Origin of the sequence: Roseibium sp. (assembly GCF_965229775.1) — a bacterium.
In the GTDB taxonomy this organism is placed as follows: Bacteria; Pseudomonadota; Alphaproteobacteria; order Rhizobiales; family Stappiaceae; genus Roseibium.
Map to the genome: position 1 here is coordinate 3,232,070 of NZ_OZ245929.1, position 18,342 is coordinate 3,250,411.

Sequence of the window (18,342 nt, forward strand, 5' to 3'; positions counted from 1 at the left end):
GGGTGGACAGCAGATGTGCCCACCCGGCAGGTCGCAACTAGGTTCCAGCCGACAAACGCATGTAGGGTTCACCGTTCGAGGTTTTCTTGACCGCGACGCCATCGGGCTGGACGAGACAGGTCACCCGGCTTCGAAAAGCAGAAAAACTGTCGAACGTGACCACGTCGACCGGTTCATCGAACTGAACGGTCACGCGGTACTGGTCCCTGGGCCCGGTTTTCGAAAGCGCCTGGACTTCACCCCGGAAGGGTTGCTGCATGTAAGTGCCGCTCACACGGGACCCGACCGGAAATGGAAAGTCGTTGGGCCGGGACGCGGTCGCGCAGGCCGTATTCCAGTCCCGGAATCCATGCTGCGCGGAAACGAGTTCGAGCGCCTGGCTGTGGGAGAGCGTCTGGCCGTTGGCAGTGAGAGCCTTCCGCAAGCGTTTCGCCTGCGACTTCAGCTCCGTTACACTTGGAAGTGTCATGGTCTCACCTTTTCAAGAAAGGCAGGGTCGAAAGGCGATGCCTTCCGTCGGGGCCCGCATTGCCAAGTCCTGCACTGTCTTGTGAAGGTCGACAAGTCAACGAGTGTGTTTCGTCGAAAGGAATTCACCACGGCATCATGCCTGCGGGCGGCCGGCTCCTTCAAACCGGCCCTGTAGGTAGGTTGGCCGATGCCGTCTGTCAACCGGCAAAAAACAAGCCGCTTGCGCGGCTTGAGGGGTGGGAGGTTTGTGAGTGGCAACCGGTTTCGAGAGCGCCGGTTGTCTTTGCAGCGGCACGTGCACGTGCCGCCGATTGCCGACAGGGCAGGGCTGGCCTGCCACTGATCAGGTATTGATCAGACGCTTGAGCAGCTCGACTTCCTGTGCGAGGGCCTCGTCTTTGGAGATCATGTCTTCGATCTTGCGAACGGCATGAAGCACGGTCGTGTGATCACGGTTTCCGAAGCGCCTGCCGATTTCGGGCAGGGACCGTCCGGTGACGACCTTGGCGATATACATTGCGATCTGCCTCGGACGTACCAGGGTTCGCGCCCTGCAGGACGACAGCAGGTCTGCCTTGGTGACACTGAAGTGCTTGCAGACAACCTGCTGGATCTCCTCGACCTTGATCGCGCGCGGCTCGCCAATGCGTACAAGGTCATGGAGCGTCTTTTCGGCAAGATCCATCGTGACGGGCTGCCGGGTCAGCTGATTGTGTGCGAACAGCCGGTTCAGGGCACCTTCAAGGTCGCGCGCCGACGAAATGACATAGCGGGCTATGTAGTCGGCAACTGGATCGGGAACCGAGAAGGACGGATGTGTACGCCGGGCCGCCGCGATCCGTTTTCTCAGTATGTCGTGGCGCAGGGCATAGTCCGTCGCCTGGATGCTGACCACTTCGCCGGCCTGGATGCGCTGCATCACCTTGGCGCTCAGCGTCCCCAGCGCATCCGGTGCCCTGTCGGCTGCCATGATGATCTGGCGCGGGGCCTCCATCAGGATCTCCAGCGTCCTGCTGAACTCGTCATGCCCCTGTTTACCGTGCAGGAACTGAAGGTCATCCACGAGCAGAAGATCGATCGACTTCATGGCTTGCCGCAGCACAGGAAAGGCAGGTGTCCGCAGGGCAGGCACGAGATGGTACATGAAGAACTCGGCCGAAAGATAGGCAACGCTCCGGCCCCTGCGCCTCGCTTCCATCGCGGCGGCCTGAAGCAGATGGGTTTTGCCGATGCCGGTGCCGGAATGCATGAAAAGCATCGGCAGGCTGCCGTCATGGTCCGCCGACATCTGACGGATCGCCGCGCAGGCGAGGCTGTTGGAAGCCCCTTCGGCAAAGGATTCGAACGTGAGTTTGGGATTGAGCGCTGCCCCGCTCAGGAACTCCGCGGCGGCTTCATCGCCCGTGTCCGCCAGGCAGGGAATGGCCGCAAGGCTGGAGGACGAACCGATTTGCGGCACGCTTTCAAATGGAGCCGGGCGTCCGCTGATCCGGCGCGCCGTAATCGCTTTTGGTGGCTGATTGACATTGATCCGGCGCGGCCTGAGCGCGCCGCGTACCGTCAGTTCAACGCGATTGATGTCATCGATTTCGCGTTTCCACAGACCAACGAGCTTCTTTTCGTAATTGCTCTTGATCCAGTTTTTCAAAAAGCGCGTGGGAACGGAAAGACGGACTGAATCACCAACGGTTTCTTCGTGCTTTACCCTCCCGAACCAATTTGAAAAGACATCCTCTCCGAGTTCATTTTTTAGTTCTTTTTTCACACGATCCCAGTGATCCGAACTAGCTAAGTTCTGAACCTGCATTAAGGCCTCCATGTGAGAGAGCGATGGGGTCGGTCTCTCTCGTGCACTGTCTAAGAGCCGCGAATTCCGCCTTCGTTGCTCTTTTTGCTTTCGTTAGGTCTTTCGACCGGATGGCTTATTGGCGCCGATGACACATCATTAACCTTTTACTTACCACGTTTACAAATAGCTTATTCTTATGAGGTCATAGACGGTTCGTATCTTTCTTCCATAAGGTGTAGGCCGGGTTGTATGTAAATTTTTACATGGAAAACCTGTGCCTCCATCTGTATCAGGACTTTTCACAAGTCCTGCCCGAGATTTCCTCCTCTGGCTGTTTCCGCTCTGCCTTCGGGCATGCAAGCATTTTTAAGAAAATTTTAGTTGTTTTGGATTTTTTCTCAAAGTTTTCAAAAGATGAGTATGAAACTGGTCAGTTTCGTCGATACAAAATTTTCCTTCTGATTGAAAAATAAGTCATTTTTTACAATTGTCGGATCCCCAGTCCAGCACCAGTCGCTTACTCTGGTCACGATTTCCCAAGGGTCAGGCGGCCCGTACTGGAACGATTTGCAGCAATCTGGGGACAACTGCGCGCTGGGAAACAACGATGTCGTGCAAATTCATGTCCGCCCGGGCCCATCGTCAGTCATCGTAATCGCAAGCCGAATCAGCGGGCTGCCGGAAGTTTTGAAATCAGATGTTTCACGGAGGGGGCGGAAGGCAGTGAGTCGATTGCTACCGGAGCGGGTGGCAATTTCCCGATCTCGTCATGTCCGGGTATCGGGAGATCCCTTCGACCGCCCGCGCAGCAAAATCGAGTACAACTCGGCTACGCTCAAGAATTGCATAAGTAATTCGCCCGGAAGGTGGCGGCGCGGCTTGCCAACCAATCGGCGGGTGCATTTTCGCCTGTTGGCAGCCTGGAGTGCGGCCTCACTTATGGATCCTGACCCTAGAGGATCCGGCCGGGATTCAGCAGGTTCTTCGGATCGAATTCGCGCTTGATCCTGCGCATGAGGTCAAGCTCGATGTCGGATTTGACCGACTTGAGAAGGTCCCGCTTCAAGCGGCCGATGCCGTGCTCGGCCGATATGCTGCCGCCGAAATCACCGACGATCCCGTGAACGATCTCGTTCATCTCGTCCCATTTCGCAAGGTAGGCGGACTTGTCGGCACCCACGGGCTGGCTGACATTGAAGTGGATGTTGCCGTCGCCGATATGGCCGAACGGCACGGGTCTGCATCCGGGCACGAATGTTTCCACGGCTGCCATCGCCTTGTCGAGAAAATCGGGAACAGAGGCAACGGGCACGGAGACGTCGTGCTTGATCGAACCGCCTTCCGCCTTTTGCACCTCCGACATGCCGTGCCGGATGTGCCAGAAGTCCTGAACCTGTGCCAGGCTTTCGGCAAAGGCCGCGTCCTCGACAAGGCCGTTTTCGAAGGCTCCGCCGAGAATGCCTTCCAGGAGATCACGAACGGGAAAGGCGTCGGAGCCGCTCGACAGTTCCATGAGGACGTACCAGGCATGTTCTCCCGCAAGCGGGTCGCGCGCGCCGCTAAGGTGTGACAGGCAGAATTCGAGCCCCACTCTCGGCATGATTTCGAACCCGGTCAGGACGGGACCGGCCTGGGCTTTCGCTTCGGTGAACAGGCCGAGTGCCGCCTGAGGCGTCGCCAGTCCGACAAAAGCCGCTTCCAGTTTCTTAGGTTTGGGGAAAAGCTTGAGAGAGGCAGCCGTAATTATCCCCAGGGTGCCCTCCGCACCGATAAATAATTGTTTCAAATCATAACCGGTATTGTCCTTTCTGAGGCTTCTCAGACCGTCCCAGATCTCACCGGAGGGGAGGACGACCTCGAGCCCCAGAACAAGGTCTCGCGTGTTGCCGTAGGAAAGGACAGCGGTGCCGCCTGCGTTGGTGGAGATGTTGCCACCGATCTGACAGGACCCCTGCGCACCGAGGGACAGGGGAAACAGGCGGTCGACCTTTTCCGCCTCGTTGTGCAGGTTTTCCAGAACCACACCGGCCTCGACCGTGATGGTGAAACCGGCGGCGTCCACCTCGCGGACCTGCGTCAGCCGCGCAAGCGACAGGACGAATTCATCCCCGGTTTCCTGCGGGATTTGGCCCCCGACCAGACCCGTGTTGCCCCCCTGTGGCACGATCTTGAGATCATGCTCATAGGCGTATGTCATGACTGCGCTCACCTCTTCGGTGCTCCCGGGCCGCAGCACGATCGGGGTCACGCCACGGTAAAAGTCCCGCCACTCGGTCAGGTAGGGTTCCTGGTCCGCGGGCGTCGTCAGTACGTTCGCAGCGCCGATCAATTCAGCGAAACGGTCGGCATGTGCAGTCTGCACCATGTGTGGGATCCTCGTGAGGGTGAGCAGGAAATGAGCGCGCTAACATAATGACACTTGCCTCCGCCGTCGACGGTGCATTCGGTCGCTGCGTCTCTTGAAGGAACAAACCCCGTGTGCCATAGGAGGCCAGCCCGTTCGGGCGGTAGGGAATCCTGTTCGGAGATAAAGATGGCGGAAGCAGCGCGCGGACTGATGAATGGCAAACGCGGCCTGATCATGGGCGTGGCAAACAACAAGTCGATTGCCTGGGGAATTGCCAAAGCACTTGCCGACGCGGGCGCCGAACTCGCCCTGACCTATCAGGGAGATGCACTGAAGAAACGGGTCGAGCCGCTTGCGGACCAGTTGGGTGCGATCGTCGCGGGCCATTGCGATGTCACCGAAGGCGAGACAATCGATGCCGTGTTCAACCTGCTTGAGGAGAAATGGGGCGGGATCGATTTCGTTGTGCACGCTGTCGCGTTTTCGGACAAGGCGGAACTGACGGGCCGGTTCGTCGATACGTCCTCCGACAACTTCGCCCGCACGATGGACATTTCCTGCTACTCGCTGACGGCCGTGACGCAGCGCGCCGAGAAACTGATGCCGGAAGGCGGATCCATCCTCACACTGACCTACTACGGTGCCGAGAAGGTCATGCCGCATTACAACGTTATGGGGGTCGCCAAAGCCGCGCTCGAGACGAGCGTGAAGTATCTCGCAATGGATCTGGGGCCGCAGAACATCCGGGTCAACGCGATTTCCGCAGGACCGATCAAGACGCTGGCGGCATCCGGCATCGGCGACTTCCGCTATATCCTGAAGTGGAACGAATACAATTCGCCGCTCCGGCGCACGGTCACGATCGAGGAAGTCGGAGACAGTGCCCTGTTTCTGCTGTCCGACCTCGGGCGTGGTGTCACCGGCGAGATCCAGCATGTCGACTGCGGTTACAACATTGTCGGCATGAAGGCGGTCGACGCGCCCGACATCTCCGTCGTCAAGGATTGAGAAAAACATTGGCCGGGTCACCGGCCATTTTCTTTTAAGAGGCGCTTGCCTCACAGTGTGTCTGGCAAAACGGCATGACCAAAGTGTTCTCTCCCGGCCCGAAGATTCAGCTGCCCAGGATCCATGATCCGGCATTTCTCGTGTTCGTGCGGCACGGGCAGACCGACTGGAACCGGGAAGGCCGGATGCAGGGGCATCGCGATATTCCGCTGAACGAGACCGGCAGGGGGCAGGCGGCGCGGAACGGCGAACGGCTTCGCGTCTTCCTGGAACAGGAAGGTCTCGATCCCGACGGGCTTGATTTCGTCTCCTCTCCGCTCGGACGCACCCGGTCCACCATGGAGCTTGTTCGCGCGGGCCTCGGTTTGCCGGCGCAAGACTATCGCCTAGAGCAGCGCGTTGCCGAGCTGACGTTCGGGGACTGGGAAGGGTTCACGTTCGAGGATCTTGCCGACGGCGAACAGGAATTGCTGTTGCAGCGGCGCGCGGACAAGTGGCGTTTCGTTCCGCCGCGCGGCGAAAGCTACGAGATGCTGTCGGAGCGCGTTGGCGCCTGGCTCAAGACCGTCTCAAAGCCCACGGTCGTGGTCTCGCATGGCGGGGTGTTCCGTGTCGTGCGGGGACTGCTTGAAGGCCTGGAAAGCATCCACGTTCCCAAGCTGGATGCACCTCAGGACAAGGTTTTCGTCTGGAGAGACGGCCGTTTCGTGGCCATTTGACTTTCCGATACACAAATAAGTTACACTGAGGTCATCGCTTGCTGTGATCGGCCTTGGCGTGTGCGGCGTACGCTCAGCAATTTGAGGGGGCAAGACCGTGTCTGCAGACGAATTCTACCGTGAGCTGCCCAGCTTCTCCGATTTCAGCAATGTTGCGGACCTGGAAGACTACCGCGCTGTCCCCGACGACTGGTACGTCCTGACCGCGGATATCGTGAGTTCGGGAAAAGCTGTCGCGGAAGGCCGCTACAAGGACGTCAACATGGTCGGCGCCGCCGTGATCGCCGCGGTGCTCAACAGTGTCGGCCGGGACCGTGCGCCGTTCGTCTTCGGCGGTGACGGGGCCACCTTGCTGGTGCCGCACAAGGATCTGCAAAAGGGGCGGGAGGCGCTGGCGGGCGTCGTCGGTCTGGCACGGCAGGTGATGGAGCTCGAGCTTCGCGCCGCCGCGATCCCCGTTGCCGATATCCGCGCTGCCGGCGGCGACATCCGATTGCGGAAGTACCTGCTGAGCCCGGGCAATCACCTGGCCATGATCGTCGGCGACGGTCTGGGGATCTCCGACACGATCCTGAAAGACCCGGACGCCGTGAAGCCCTACGCCATCAGGGCTGAGGATGCCGAGTTGCCGCCGCTGGATGGCCTGTCCTGCCGCTGGGAGCCGCTGCCGGCTCTCAACGGCAACATCGTTTCGCTGATCATGAAGCCGGCCGGACGCAAGTCCCTGACCGAGCTGATGGACAGGGTGGCCGGCGAACTCGGTTTCAATCCCCTTCTCGACGACACCCGGACCCGGATGGCGGACGAGGCGCATCTGAAGTTCCGGTTTCCGCCGAGGGGCCTTGGCCTCGAAGTCAGTCTGACCTCCGCCCGCAATCTTGCAAAAGGCTGGGTAAAGACCTCTGTCGAATGCCTCTTCTTCGTCTGGAGCTACGCGACGGGTTTCAAGGTCGGACCGTTCGATCCGAAAAAGTATTTCAAGGAACTCAGTCTCAACACCGATCACCGAAAGGTCGGCGACAGTCTGCAACTGGTTCTGGATCTGTCGTCATCGCAGCTGGAGTCCCTGCGGTCCTGTCTTGCCACCGCGTTCGAAGAGGGCGACGCGATATTCGGACTGCATGTCTCCAGCGAAGCCCTGATGACCTGCTTTGTTCAGGACATTGGCAACAGCCAGCATATCCATTTCGTCGACGGTTCGAACGGAGGGCTGTCCCTTGCGGCGGCGGAGTTCAAGGAACGGCAGGCGGAGCTGGCGCGCGCACGGCTTCATGCGCCCTGACAAAGGCCGGCGGACCGCCTCAGCCGGCCGCGGAGCTTCTTCCGTCGATCGCCGTCAGGGGGGCGGCGAATTTGTTTTTCAGGATCATCGCGCCCAGCTGGGTCTCCGGCACGGCCTTTGAAACCAGGAAGCCCTGGATCACGTCGCAGCCGTGTTCCTTGAGCCAGGCGCGCTCGCCTTCGGTTTCGACACCTTCCGCGAGCACGCTGATATCAAGGCTCTTGGCGAGATTGATCAGGGCGCTGGTGAACTTCTGCAGATCGGGCTTGGTATCGACGTCCGAGACGAAACTGCGGTCGATCTTGACCCGGTTTATGTTCAGGTCCCTGAGGCTGGAGATGCTGGAATGGCCGGTCCCGAAATCATCGAGTTCGATGAAGTAGCCGAGATCGGACAGGTGCGCGATGTTCGACTTGATCGGCGCGGCCTTGTCTTCGTCGATCATCACGGCTTCCAGAATTTCCAGGCTGACCAGGGACGGGTCGAGGCCGGCGCTGATAACCTGGCGGTGAAGGCTGTCCACGGCTTTTGCGTTGCTGAGGATGTCCGCGGAAATATTGAGTCCGAAATGCACGTCGCGCCGGGATGAGCCCGCCAGAGATGCGGCAAACTCGAGTGTCTTCCGGCGGACAATGTCTTCGATCCGCTCCATGTACCCGGCTTCCCGTGCTGCGGGCAGGAAGTAACCCGGATAGTGTATCTTGTCGTTGTCCAGCCAGCGAACGAGGGCTTCAGCTCCGACCACGTCGCCAGAGCAAAGATCAATCTGCGGCTGGAACCAGGGCACCACGTCGCCCCGATCCAGCGCTTTCAGGAGCTGCTTGGCGATTTCACCGTTTTCTTCGAACGCGATCCGCATTTCGGAGGTGAAACGGGCGAACTTGCGCGGTGCCTTCTGTTTGGCCGAACGCAGGGCCAGTTCCGCATCGACGAGCAACTGGTCCGAAACGGGATCGCCGGGCCGGTTGATGACCAGTCCCGCGTTCGATTCCAGTACCATTTTCTGGCTGTTGATCTCGCGTTCGTTAGCAAGGTCGCGGATGATCCTTGCAGGCAGTGTTTCAAACTCTGCCGTGCCGGACAGATCGGGCCGCAACAGCATGAACTCGGTGCCGCCGGTTCTGCACAGGAAGTCTTCCGGCTCCGCGTATTGCACGAGCTGTTCGGCAACATCCCGCAATATGGTGTCACCGGACTGGTCGCCAAAGAGGTCGTTGATCTTCTTGAAGTGTCTGAGATCAAGGATCAGGAGCCCCAGCTGGTCTTCGGTTTCACGGTCGCCCAGGGAGCGCAGCTTCTTCAGCAGCGCACGCCGGTTCGGCAATCCGGTCAGCGGATCGTGGAACCCGAGATTTTCGAACTCCTGTTGCGTACGGTCGGCAAGGGCGCGGCTGAGGGCAACGGCAATGGCGAACGCCGCAATGATGACGAGGCCGCCGACGAGACCTGCGAGGGCAACGGCGAAGATCGTTTCCGCGCGCGTGTGCTGCAGGTCCGCGTGAAGGTAGTCGACGGTTTCCTCCCAAAGGGCGAAGATCGTGCGGACGAAATCCGGCTGTACCGCGTTCAGCTGTTCGTTCTGGATGTCTGTGCCGGTTTCACCCTTGATCGTCGAAGACAGCAGCTTCGCGCCCGCCGACTGATAGACGAGGTTCGCCGACCGGTAGGCGGCGGCCTTGTCCTGCAGGGTTGCCGCGTTGGGGCCGGAGAGCCGGCTGAAATGTTGTCTCGTGGCGCGCGACGCGTGGTCCGCGGCCACCTTGAAACTTCCCCCCTGTACCGGCACCAGCATCTTGTCCCAGGTGTTGATCGTGTCCTTGGCCGAGAGCATCCTGCCGTTTTGCACCATCACCGATGTTTCGATGACCACCGTCAGCAGTGTGTGGCTGATCAGATGCGGCAGCTCGGACGTTTCATAGGTCGATGCAGAACTCAGGTTCGACTGGTGCGCAATGAGCGACGCGACGGACCTTGCCTTGCGAAGGGCATCGGGAACACCTGGTTCGTGCAGGAAGGCTGCAAATTCGGAAACGAGACTTGCCTCTTGCGGTGCGGTGTCGAACGATGCGAGCTGCCGCACGAGCATTTCCGTTGGCTGGCTGACCTCTCCGGTCAGCGCTTTCTCCTGCATGAGCGGCCCAAGTGCCTGGATGAGGTTCAACCCCTCCAGACTGCGATCGATCGAGCCGACGTCTTCGAATTTGCTATGAAACCACAGGGATGCGAACAGCAGGCAGGGTGCCAGCAAGAAAACGATCAGACCTGTGAGCCAACCACGAATATGCACTTTTGTGCCCCAAAACCACATTCCTGTGGGGAATTGATAGAACCTGAGCCTTAAGGATTGGCAAAAAAATACAGAACAAATGCGATTTGTCGCAGTAATGATGAAAAGAAGAGTTCATTTTATTTTGATCGATTCCGGATGAATATCTAATATTTACTTAATAATAAAATCCGGAAAGCTTCACAATTGGTTGATCTTAGTCCCTTCATGCAATTCTACCGCCACGTGGCAAATTTTCGCCGGGGCTTGAGCTTGCCGCCGCTTTGGATTATCGCTCGCGCCTGATGTTTTTTGCTGCAGTTCTGGAAGTTTTCATGTCGCACAACAGTTTTGGTCACTTGTTTCGCGTCACGACCTGGGGAGAAAGCCATGGTCCGGCGATCGGCTGTGTCATCGATGGATGCCCGCCGCTTGTTCCGCTGAGCGAAGCCGATATCCAGGGCTACATGGAAAAACGCAAGCCCGGACAGTCCCGCTTCACGACACAGCGGCGCGAGGCGGACGAGGTGAAGATCCTGTCCGGTGTGATGGTTGACGAGGACGGGGTCCAGAAGACCACCGGGACGCCCATCTCGCTGCTGGTCGAGAACACCGATCAGCGTTCGAAGGATTATTCCGAGATCAAGGACCGCTTCCGTCCGGGACACGCGGACTTCACCTACGACGCCAAATACGGAATCCGGGACTATCGCGGCGGCGGCCGCTCCTCGGCGCGCGAAACGGCCATGCGGGTTGCCGCAGGTGCAGTGGCCCGAAAGGTCCTGCAGGGCGTCACGGTCCGGGCCGCGCTGGTTCAGGTCGGTGAACGGAAGATCGATCGCGGCAACTGGAACTGGGCCGAGGTCGACAACAATCCGTTCTTTTCGCCCGACGCCGATGCCGCCGCCAACTGGGCGGACTATCTCGATGGCGTGCGCAAGGCCGGGTCGTCGGTGGGTGCCGTGATTGAGGTTGTCGCTGAAGGCGTGCCCGCCGGCTGGGGCGCACCGATCTACGGCAAGCTGGATACCGATCTGGCGGCGGCCATGATGTCCATCAATGCCGTGAAGGGCGTCGAGGTCGGCAACGGCTTTGAAGCCGCCAGCCTGACGGGCGAGGAAAATGCCGATGAGATCCGCGTGGACGATGTCGGCAGGCCGGTTTTCCTGACCAACAATTCGGGCGGTGTTCTTGGCGGCATATCGAACGGGGATCCGCTGGTCGTGCGGTTCGCCGTCAAGCCGACCTCGTCCATCCTGACAGAGCGCAAGTCCATCACCCGCCAGGGCGAGGAAGTTGATGTCATGACCAAGGGACGTCACGATCCTTGTGTCGGCATACGCGCGGTACCGGTTGGGGAAGCCATGATGGCCTGCGTGCTCGCCGACCACTTCCTGCGTCACAGGGGCCAGGTCGGCTAGCGTCGCCGCTCAAAAGATAACGAGGCGCACGAGGCCTGCGCTTGCGAAGGCCACAAGCAGGTAGAGGCAGGCCCGCCGGTATGTCTGATCGAGACTGCGGCTGAACAGCTTGCTGCCGGCAAAGACGCCCGCGAGGACGAGCGGCGAGAAGACCGCCCCGCGCGTGATCGCGTCCCCTTCGAGAACGCCGAACAGGTAAAGCGTCACGGACGACGTCAGCATTCCGAAGAACAGGTAAAGCACGAGGGAGCCGCGCATCTCCCGTGCTTTCTTCGGTGAGGCGAGGACATAAAGGGCGATCACCATGCCGCCGACTGCGGCCAGTCCGCTGACTATGCCGGCTGCAACGCCCGTGGCCGGCAGGGCGACCTTCTGCGATGCGGGAAGAATGTTGATCTTCATGAGCTGAAGGATCGTGAGCGAAAGAACGATCACGAGCGCGATCAGCTTGGAAAGGTCCACGTCGATGCTCGTGGTCAGGGCGAGGCCGAGCGGCACACCGAGCGCGCTGCAGACCGCAAGGATGGCCGCGGTTCCAATGTCGGCGTCCCTCAGGCCGCCGCGGAACATGGCCAGGCTCGCCGCGGCCTCCAGCAGAAAGCAGACCGGGATCAGTTCGACCGGCGGAATGAAGACGACAATGCTCGCCATGAGAACCGCCGACAGACCGAATCCCGCAAAGCCGCGCACCAGCCCTGCGATGAATACGATCACGGCACAAATGATGAGTTGCGTCGGCGGCAGTGCGGTCCAGACGCTCAGATCCTCTAGCATTGCTACTCTTCCGATTGGACGAATTGCCTTCTAGCAGGCTGCATAAACGCAAGTAAATAATCGAAATTGCAGACTGGAGCTGCAATAATGCAGTCATGAACTGGGAAAATCTGAAATACCTCCTCGCGTTCTATCGCGCCGGGTCCCTCTCTTCCGCCGCGGACCGGTTGGGCGTCGATGCCACGACCGTGTCCCGGCGCCTGACGGCGCTGCAAAAGGAAATCGGAACACAGTTGCTGGAAAGGTCCGCCAGCGGCTCACTGGAACTGACCTCCGCAGGCCAGAGGGCGGTCACCTACGGCGAGACGCTGGAGACCTCCCTCAACGTGCTGACCTCTGAACTGACGGGAGCCGGGCTGGCCGAGGAGGGCATGGTCCGGATTTCGTCGGTGCCCGTGGTCAATACCAGGATCCTGATGCCGCAGGTCAGCGGTTTTTGCCGGCGGCATCCCGGAATTGAGCTGCACCTGGCCTCCGAGATACGGAATGTCAGCCTGACGCGGCGGGAAACCGACATGGCGATCCGCCTCGGCCGCCCCCGTGACGGCGGGCAGAACGTAACCGCGCGGCGGATTGCCGTTCTCGAACATGCCGCCTACGGACCGGCAGGCGTCTCCGCCGGAGACCTGCCCTGGATCACGTATCACGAGAACATGAGCTTCCTGCCTCAGGCGCGCTGGATGGCCGATCATCTGAAGGGTGAGGGGGCTGCAATCGCCAGAATTCGTCCAAGCGACCTGGAAGGCGTGATTGAAGCGGTTGCGGCGGGCATCGGACGATCCATTATCCCGAAAAGGCTCGCCGGAACGGATCATCGCCTCCAGGTGCTGGACGAGCCGAAGCCGGACCTTCAGCGGGAGGTCTGGCTGATGCAGCATGCCGATCAGGCCGGACTTGCCCGAATGCTGGCCGTCAGCCGATGGATCGAAGAGCTGTTTTCCTGATCCTTGCTCGAGCAGTGTGTGCAAGGCTGACGAGCAGTCTGCTCTGATACTAACCGTTACAGAAAATCCCGCCGGACATGGTGGAACTTGACTAAGATGATCGTGGGACTGCGTACACCTTCGCACATTTCAGGGAGCAACGTGATGAACGACATGACCCCGGTTCGCCGCATGACGGCGAAGGACTTTCCCCAGGAACTGCTGGACCTCTACGATTACTATGCCCATGGCAAGATCACGAAACGTGAATTCCTGAACGGCGCGGCAAAGTTCGCCGTTGCGGGCGTGACGGCAGCCATGCTCCTCGATCAGTTGTCGCCCGACTACGCGCTTGCCCAGCAGGTCGACCCCGATGATGCGTCCATAGAAACCCAGCGGATCACCTATCCGTCGCCGAACGGCCATGGCGAGGTGAATGCCTATCTTGTGAAACCCGCAGGCGCGACCGGGAAGCTGCCGGCGGTGCTGGTGATTCACGAGAACCGTGGCCTCAACCCCTATATCGAGGACGTTGCCCGCCGGCTCGGCAAGGCAGGGTTCATGGCGATGGCCCCTGATGGCCTGACGTCGGTCGGAGGCTATCCGGGGACAGACGACAAGGGGCGTGAACTGCAGCGCACCGTCGACAGGGAAAAGCTCCTCAACGACTTCTTCGCTGGTTTCGAGTATCTGCTTAACAGCGACGACAGCACGGGCAAGGTCGGCGCGGTCGGCTTCTGCTATGGCGGCGGTGTCGTCAACGCGATCGCGGTTGCCTATCCGGAACTGGCCGCCGGCGTGCCGTTCTACGGACGTCAGGCGGATGCGGCCGATGTCCCGAACATCCAGGCGCCGCTCATGCTGCAGTTTGCCGAACTGGATGAACGCATCAATGCCGGCTGGCCCGCCTATGAAGAAGCGCTCAAGGCGAACGGCAAGGACTACGTCGCGCACATGTATCCGGGCGTCAATCACGGGTTCCACAACGACACGACGCCGCGTTTCGACCCGGAGGCCGCCAGGCTAGCGGAGGAACGCACGGTCGCGTTCTTCAAGGAACACCTGATGTAGAACGGAAAACGGGTGCGGGACTTCTGATCCCGCACCCGCTGTCTTTTAAGGGCCTTTCCTCGGGATCAGGTGTCGAGAATTTCCGTTTCGTCGATCTTGATGTCGAACCCTTCCAGCCCGACATAATGGCGCTCGCGCGACGAGAGGAGGCGGATGGAGCTGACACCGAGATCCTTCAGGATCTGCGCGCCGAGGCCCACTTCACGCCATTGTTCCTGCCGCGCCTGAGCAGAGCTGTGCTCTTCCGTATCGGCGGCTTCGAAGTCGGAGCGGGCTCGGCGCGACTGGCGCGCGACACCGACCGACCCCTCTCTGAGGAATACGATGACGCCGCGCCCGCGGTCGGCGAAGCGCCTCATGATCTGGTCCAGGGGTCTGGCGTCCCCGAAGACATCGTCCAGCACCGATTCAAGCTGCAGGCGGACGGGGACACCGCGGCCGTCGAGAATGTCGCCGTAGACGATGGCAAGGTGATGCATCGGATCATAGGGCGTCGAATAGGTCATCGCATAGGCAGGGCCGGCAACCGTATCGACCGGTTGCTCGTTGACGCGCTCGACCATTCGTTCGGTGCGCTGGCGCCAGGCAATCAGGTCCGAGACAGACACCATCTTGAGATCGTGTTCGGACGCAAATTCGGCTACCTGCACCCCGCGCTTGACAGTCCCGTCGTCGTTGACGAGTTCGCTGAGCACGCCGACTTCTTCAAGTCCTGAAAGGCGGCAGAGATCAACTGCAGCTTCCGTGTGCCCGGAGCGCATCATCACGCCGCCTTCCTTGGCAACCAGGGGGAAGATGTGGCCGGGGCGGACAAAATCGTCGGCAGCGACATTCGGATTCGCGAGTGCATGAACGGTCGCGCAACGTTCTTCTGCGGAAATGCCGGTCGTCAGCCCCTGCCGGTAGTCGACGGAGATTGTGAAGGCGGTCGCGAGCGGTGCGTCGTTTTCCGCAACCATCGGGTCGAGGCGCAGCCGGCGCGCATTGGCGACCGTCATCGGTGCGCAGATGATGCCGGACGTGTGCCGGACCATGAAGGCCATCTGTTCGGAGGTGATCTTGGACGCCGCGACGATCAGGTCGCCTTCGTTTTCGCGGTCGTCATCGTCGGTCACGACCACCATTTCTCCACGTTCGAACGCGCGGATTGCTTCTGCGACACGGGCCTGGGACACGGGATGCTCCTTGGTTGTGGATAGTCCGAGAAAATCGTTGGGCGTGACCGCGCCATCAGTCGCGATGGCGATCTTGCGGGCCATGTCCCGCGATACCCAGACATTCGGATCGTTGCAAAGGGCCGATACAGACGCAGGCGACAAGTCGGCCCGGCGCGCGAATGCGCTCCGTCCTTCACCAGTCTGCAAAAGCCATTGATCGAGTCTCATCTTCACGCATATACGCGCGATCGCATTCAGTCTCAAGAGAAACTTGGAAGAATTTTCAGTAATACTGAAAGGTGGCGCTAGCCTGTCTTGACGAACTCTGCCGCACGCGACACGAAGGCAGGCACCATCCATCTCTCCTCCAGGCCTTGCTCGTCGCAAAGGCCGGTCAGGTCTTCCCTGAGATAGGATGTATAGTAGGGCTCGTGGAAAAGCTGCGGGAACACCGACAAGAGACCGTCATAATCCGGCACGTCGCCGGTCTGAAGGCTGTCGACGAACAGGAAGGACCCGCCCGGCTTCAGAACCCGGGAAATCTCGGCAATCACCTGGCGGCGGATCTTGGGCGGCAGTTCGTGGAAGAGAAACACGCAGGAAACAACGTCCACCGAGGCATCGGCGAACGGCAGTTTCTCGGCCATGGCGGTGACATGGCTTGCGCGAAGCGTTTTCAGTCTTTCCCGCGCAACGTTCAGATAAGGCTCGGAGAGGTCCAGCCCGATACCCCGCAGTCTGGGAAAGGCCTTTAGGGCAGGGCGCAGCAGGCCGCCGGTTCCGCAGGCAACGTCGACATAGACGACTTTGCGCTGGTCCTTCTGCTTAAGGATGTGAGCGAAGGGAACCAGCGCCTTGCGGCGCATCGCGGCCGTCGCGCCCGAGAACAGGACGTCAACCTGGAAATCGTAAAGCTTGGCGCTGTCCTCGGTGAGCCAGCCATCCGTCTGGAAATGAAAATTCTGCCGGTAGTAGCGCGGCAGCGCTTCGGCAAACCCTGAAACGTCCTCGTTCACCTCCTGGTGAGCGCCTGTTGCCCGCCGCCGCGCCACCTCGGGCACGTCCTTGAAAAACGCTCGGCTTGTGTCGAGCAGTTCGCGCGGCGACAGCGTTCCATCCGAGGGCATCGGATAAAGGCCGTCCTCGACCGCTTTCAGGTCGTCGGCAAACAGCTTGAAAATGTCCGCCAGCATGCGCCTTTGGCCGGGAACGGGGCCCTCCGGAACGACCTTCGGTGTCTCGGGCAGTTCTTTCTGGATGCGCTTGTTCATGCGGCGCATGGCTTCGGAGTGAAGCGTGTAGAGCGCAACACGGCTCCCCTGGTGCAATGCGTAACGAGTGCGCCGGGCAAGGCTCATGACGGGGGGAAGGCTGCGGCCGCCGCTGGACACGCGCTCTTCGTCATTTGCCTTAGCCATGGATCACTCCCTGATTAGTACACCGACCGCTTCAATATGGGGCGAATAAAGGAACTGGTCCACCGGTGTGACGCTTTGAAGCGTATAACCGCCATCCAGGAGCAGACGTATGTCGCGCGCAAAGGTTGCCGGATTGCAGGAAACCGCAACGACCGTCCTGACCTTGGATTTCGCGAGAAGTTCGGCCTGCGCCTGTGCCCCTGCGCGCGGAGGGTCGAAGACGACCGCATCGAAGGGCCCCAGTTCTTCCAGCACCAGAGGTCTTCGGAACAGGTCGCGCCGTTCGTAACTGACCTTCTTCAGTCCGCGCGGTTTCCGCAGCGCCTTGTCGAAGGCGGCGATCGCCGCTGCATCGCCTTCCACGGCGTGTACGTTGGCTTGCCGCGCAAGGCGCAGCGCGAAGGTGCCGGCCCCTGAAAAGAGATCCGCAACCGTCCGGGCCTTGCCGACGCCGTCAAGCACGAGGTCCGAGAGTGCGGCCTCGGCCGCGAGCGTTGCCTGGGTGAAACCGCCCGGTGCCGCGGCAAGACCGATGCCGTCCATGTCGAGCATCGGCGGACGAACCTCCAGAAGAACCTCGCCGTTGATCGACAGCCGGGCAAGGTCCATCTCGATCGTCTTTTGCGACAGGGCCGGGATCTTGCGCTCATAAGCCTTGTCCGCCTTGTCGATCGCGACATCCAGCCCCGCCGTCGTGTTCAGCACCGTCAGCCGGGCCTCCCCTTTCCGGGGCAGGATCTCCGACACCAGCGATTTCAAGCCGTCCAGCGCATTGACGATGGCGGGGTCGAGGATCGGGCACTCGCTGATATCGACCAGCCTGTGGCTCGATTTTTCATGATACCCGAGCAGCGTGTGCCGTCCCGCGCGCGTCGCTGCAAAGACGGCGCGGCGCCGTCCACCGGCGGTCGCGGCAACGGTGCCGGAAACGTCGGTCTCGATGCCGCGGTCGCGCAGTGCCTTTTCCACCAGCGCACGTTTCCAGGCGAGATAGGGCGCCGGGGCAAGATGTTGAACGGTGCAGCCGCCGCAGGCCTCGAAATGCCTGCAGACCGGCGTGATCCTGTCCGGCGAAAATGACTTGAACACCGGGTTTCTTGCACGGCCATCAGCGACCGTTGCGGTGACGACCTCGCCCGGCAGGGCGCCCGCGACGTAGACCGGTCCGGCATCCGTCTGCGCGATCCCGTCGCCTCGATGGCCGAGTTCGCTGATTGTCAGTTCTCTCTCACTCATGAGCGAGCGATACCGCCAACGCCCCGTGTGGGCAAGCTCTGGCGCATGCCTAATTGAAAGTCGTTAGTGAATTGTGGCTTACCGGCCGTTCTTGAAGAGGCCCTTTGTCCGGGACAACCAGCTCCGGGACCTGAGCAGCACCTACCAAGGAGGCCCCGGATCAGGGCCGGGGCGGCAACAAGAGGACGGCAGATTGCCGCGTCATTGCTCGGTGATGAAGGAGTTGCGCCAGCGCATGACCACCCGCGCGCCCAGTCACCTCTCCCCGTGGGAGAGGTCGGCCTGAAAGGCCGGGTGAGGGATCAGAGCTGTCAATGCTCCTCGGACGTTTGCCCCCTCACCCTGACCCTCTCCCCAAGGGAGAGGGAAACAAGGGAAGCGTAAAACCCATCTCTCCGCTTACGCACCCCCCGAGGATGCAGGTGCAACATCTGGGCCGTCCCGGACCTGATCCGGGACC

At 60.5% G+C, this 18,342-nt stretch carries 14 protein-coding genes; 6 read left to right on the plus strand and 8 right to left on the minus strand.

Annotated features, from left to right (window positions below; translation table 11 throughout):
- Positions 1-37: 37 nt before the first annotated feature.
- The 3 genes from ACO07N_RS14710 to ACO07N_RS14720 all read right to left on the minus strand — a co-directional run bounded on the left by ACO07N_RS14710 (position 38) and on the right by ACO07N_RS14720 (position 4,625).
- Positions 38-469, minus strand: coding sequence for a glyoxalase superfamily protein (locus tag ACO07N_RS14710; protein WP_421981732.1), 432 nt, complete (start codon positions 467-469; stop codon positions 38-40).
- 345 nt (positions 470-814) lie between these two features.
- On the minus strand, positions 815-2,278 hold the full coding sequence (gene dnaA / locus ACO07N_RS14715) for a chromosomal replication initiator protein DnaA (protein ID WP_421981733.1): 1,464 nt from the start codon (positions 2,276-2,278) through the stop codon (positions 815-817).
- Between the two features lie 934 nt (positions 2,279-3,212).
- Positions 3,213-4,625 carry an FAD-binding oxidoreductase gene (locus ACO07N_RS14720; RefSeq protein ID WP_421981734.1) on the minus strand — a complete coding sequence of 471 codons (1,413 nt, stop codon included), beginning with the start codon at positions 4,623-4,625 and terminating at the stop codon, positions 3,213-3,215.
- A gap of 168 nt (positions 4,626-4,793) precedes the next feature.
- Between ACO07N_RS14720 and fabI the strand changes: the two genes are divergently transcribed.
- The 3 genes from fabI (at position 4,794) to ACO07N_RS14735 (ending at position 7,616) form a co-directional block, all read left to right on the plus strand.
- Positions 4,794-5,615 carry an enoyl-ACP reductase FabI gene (gene fabI, locus ACO07N_RS14725; RefSeq protein WP_319386155.1) on the plus strand — a complete coding sequence of 274 codons (822 nt, stop codon included), beginning with the start codon at positions 4,794-4,796 and terminating at the stop codon, positions 5,613-5,615.
- Between the two features lie 74 nt (positions 5,616-5,689).
- Positions 5,690-6,334, plus strand: a complete 645-nt coding sequence (locus ACO07N_RS14730) for a histidine phosphatase family protein (RefSeq protein WP_421981735.1) — start codon at positions 5,690-5,692, stop codon at positions 6,332-6,334.
- Positions 6,335-6,431: 97 nt separating this feature from the next.
- Positions 6,432-7,616 carry a DUF3095 family protein gene (locus ACO07N_RS14735; RefSeq protein ID WP_421981736.1) on the plus strand — a complete coding sequence of 395 codons (1,185 nt, stop codon included), beginning with the start codon at positions 6,432-6,434 and terminating at the stop codon, positions 7,614-7,616.
- 19 nt (positions 7,617-7,635) lie between these two features.
- On the opposite strand, the gene ACO07N_RS14740 is transcribed toward ACO07N_RS14735, so the two are convergent.
- Complete coding sequence (locus ACO07N_RS14740; RefSeq protein WP_421981737.1) at positions 7,636-9,903, minus strand: putative bifunctional diguanylate cyclase/phosphodiesterase; 2,268 nt, start codon at positions 9,901-9,903, stop codon at positions 7,636-7,638.
- A gap of 314 nt (positions 9,904-10,217) precedes the next feature.
- On the opposite strand from ACO07N_RS14740, the gene aroC reads away from it, so the two are divergent.
- Complete coding sequence (gene aroC / locus ACO07N_RS14745; protein ID WP_421981738.1) at positions 10,218-11,303, plus strand: chorismate synthase; 1,086 nt, start codon at positions 10,218-10,220, stop codon at positions 11,301-11,303.
- Positions 11,304-11,312: 9 nt separating this feature from the next.
- Here the strand turns inward: aroC and ACO07N_RS14750 are convergent, their stop codons facing one another.
- Positions 11,313-12,077 (minus strand): TSUP family transporter, encoded by a 765-nt coding sequence (locus ACO07N_RS14750; protein WP_421981739.1) that lies wholly within the window; start codon positions 12,075-12,077, stop codon positions 11,313-11,315.
- Between the two features lie 95 nt (positions 12,078-12,172).
- Here ACO07N_RS14750 and ACO07N_RS14755 point away from each other — a divergent pair, with 95 nt between their 5' ends.
- Both ACO07N_RS14755 and yghX read left to right on the plus strand, forming a co-directional pair.
- A complete protein-coding gene (locus ACO07N_RS14755) occupies positions 12,173-13,021 on the plus strand; it encodes a LysR family transcriptional regulator (RefSeq protein ID WP_421981740.1) in 849 nt (282 codons plus the stop codon).
- A 144-nt stretch (positions 13,022-13,165) separates the two neighbouring features.
- Positions 13,166-14,071, plus strand: coding sequence for a YghX family hydrolase (gene yghX / locus ACO07N_RS14760; protein WP_421981741.1), 906 nt, complete (start codon positions 13,166-13,168; stop codon positions 14,069-14,071).
- Between the two features lie 65 nt (positions 14,072-14,136).
- Here yghX and ribB read toward each other — a convergent pair whose 3' ends face one another.
- The 3 genes from ribB to ACO07N_RS14775 form a co-directional block, all read right to left on the minus strand.
- Positions 14,137-15,456 carry a 3,4-dihydroxy-2-butanone-4-phosphate synthase gene (gene ribB / locus ACO07N_RS14765; RefSeq protein WP_421981742.1) on the minus strand — a complete coding sequence of 440 codons (1,320 nt, stop codon included), beginning with the start codon at positions 15,454-15,456 and terminating at the stop codon, positions 14,137-14,139.
- Positions 15,457-15,533: 77 nt separating this feature from the next.
- A complete protein-coding gene (locus ACO07N_RS14770; RefSeq protein ID WP_421981743.1) occupies positions 15,534-16,646 on the minus strand; it encodes a class I SAM-dependent methyltransferase in 1,113 nt (370 codons plus the stop codon).
- A 3-nt stretch (positions 16,647-16,649) separates the two neighbouring features.
- Entirely contained in the window at positions 16,650-17,882 is a 1,233-nt protein-coding gene (locus ACO07N_RS14775; protein ID WP_421981744.1) for a class I SAM-dependent RNA methyltransferase, read from the minus strand.
- Positions 17,883-18,342 lie beyond the last annotated feature (460 nt).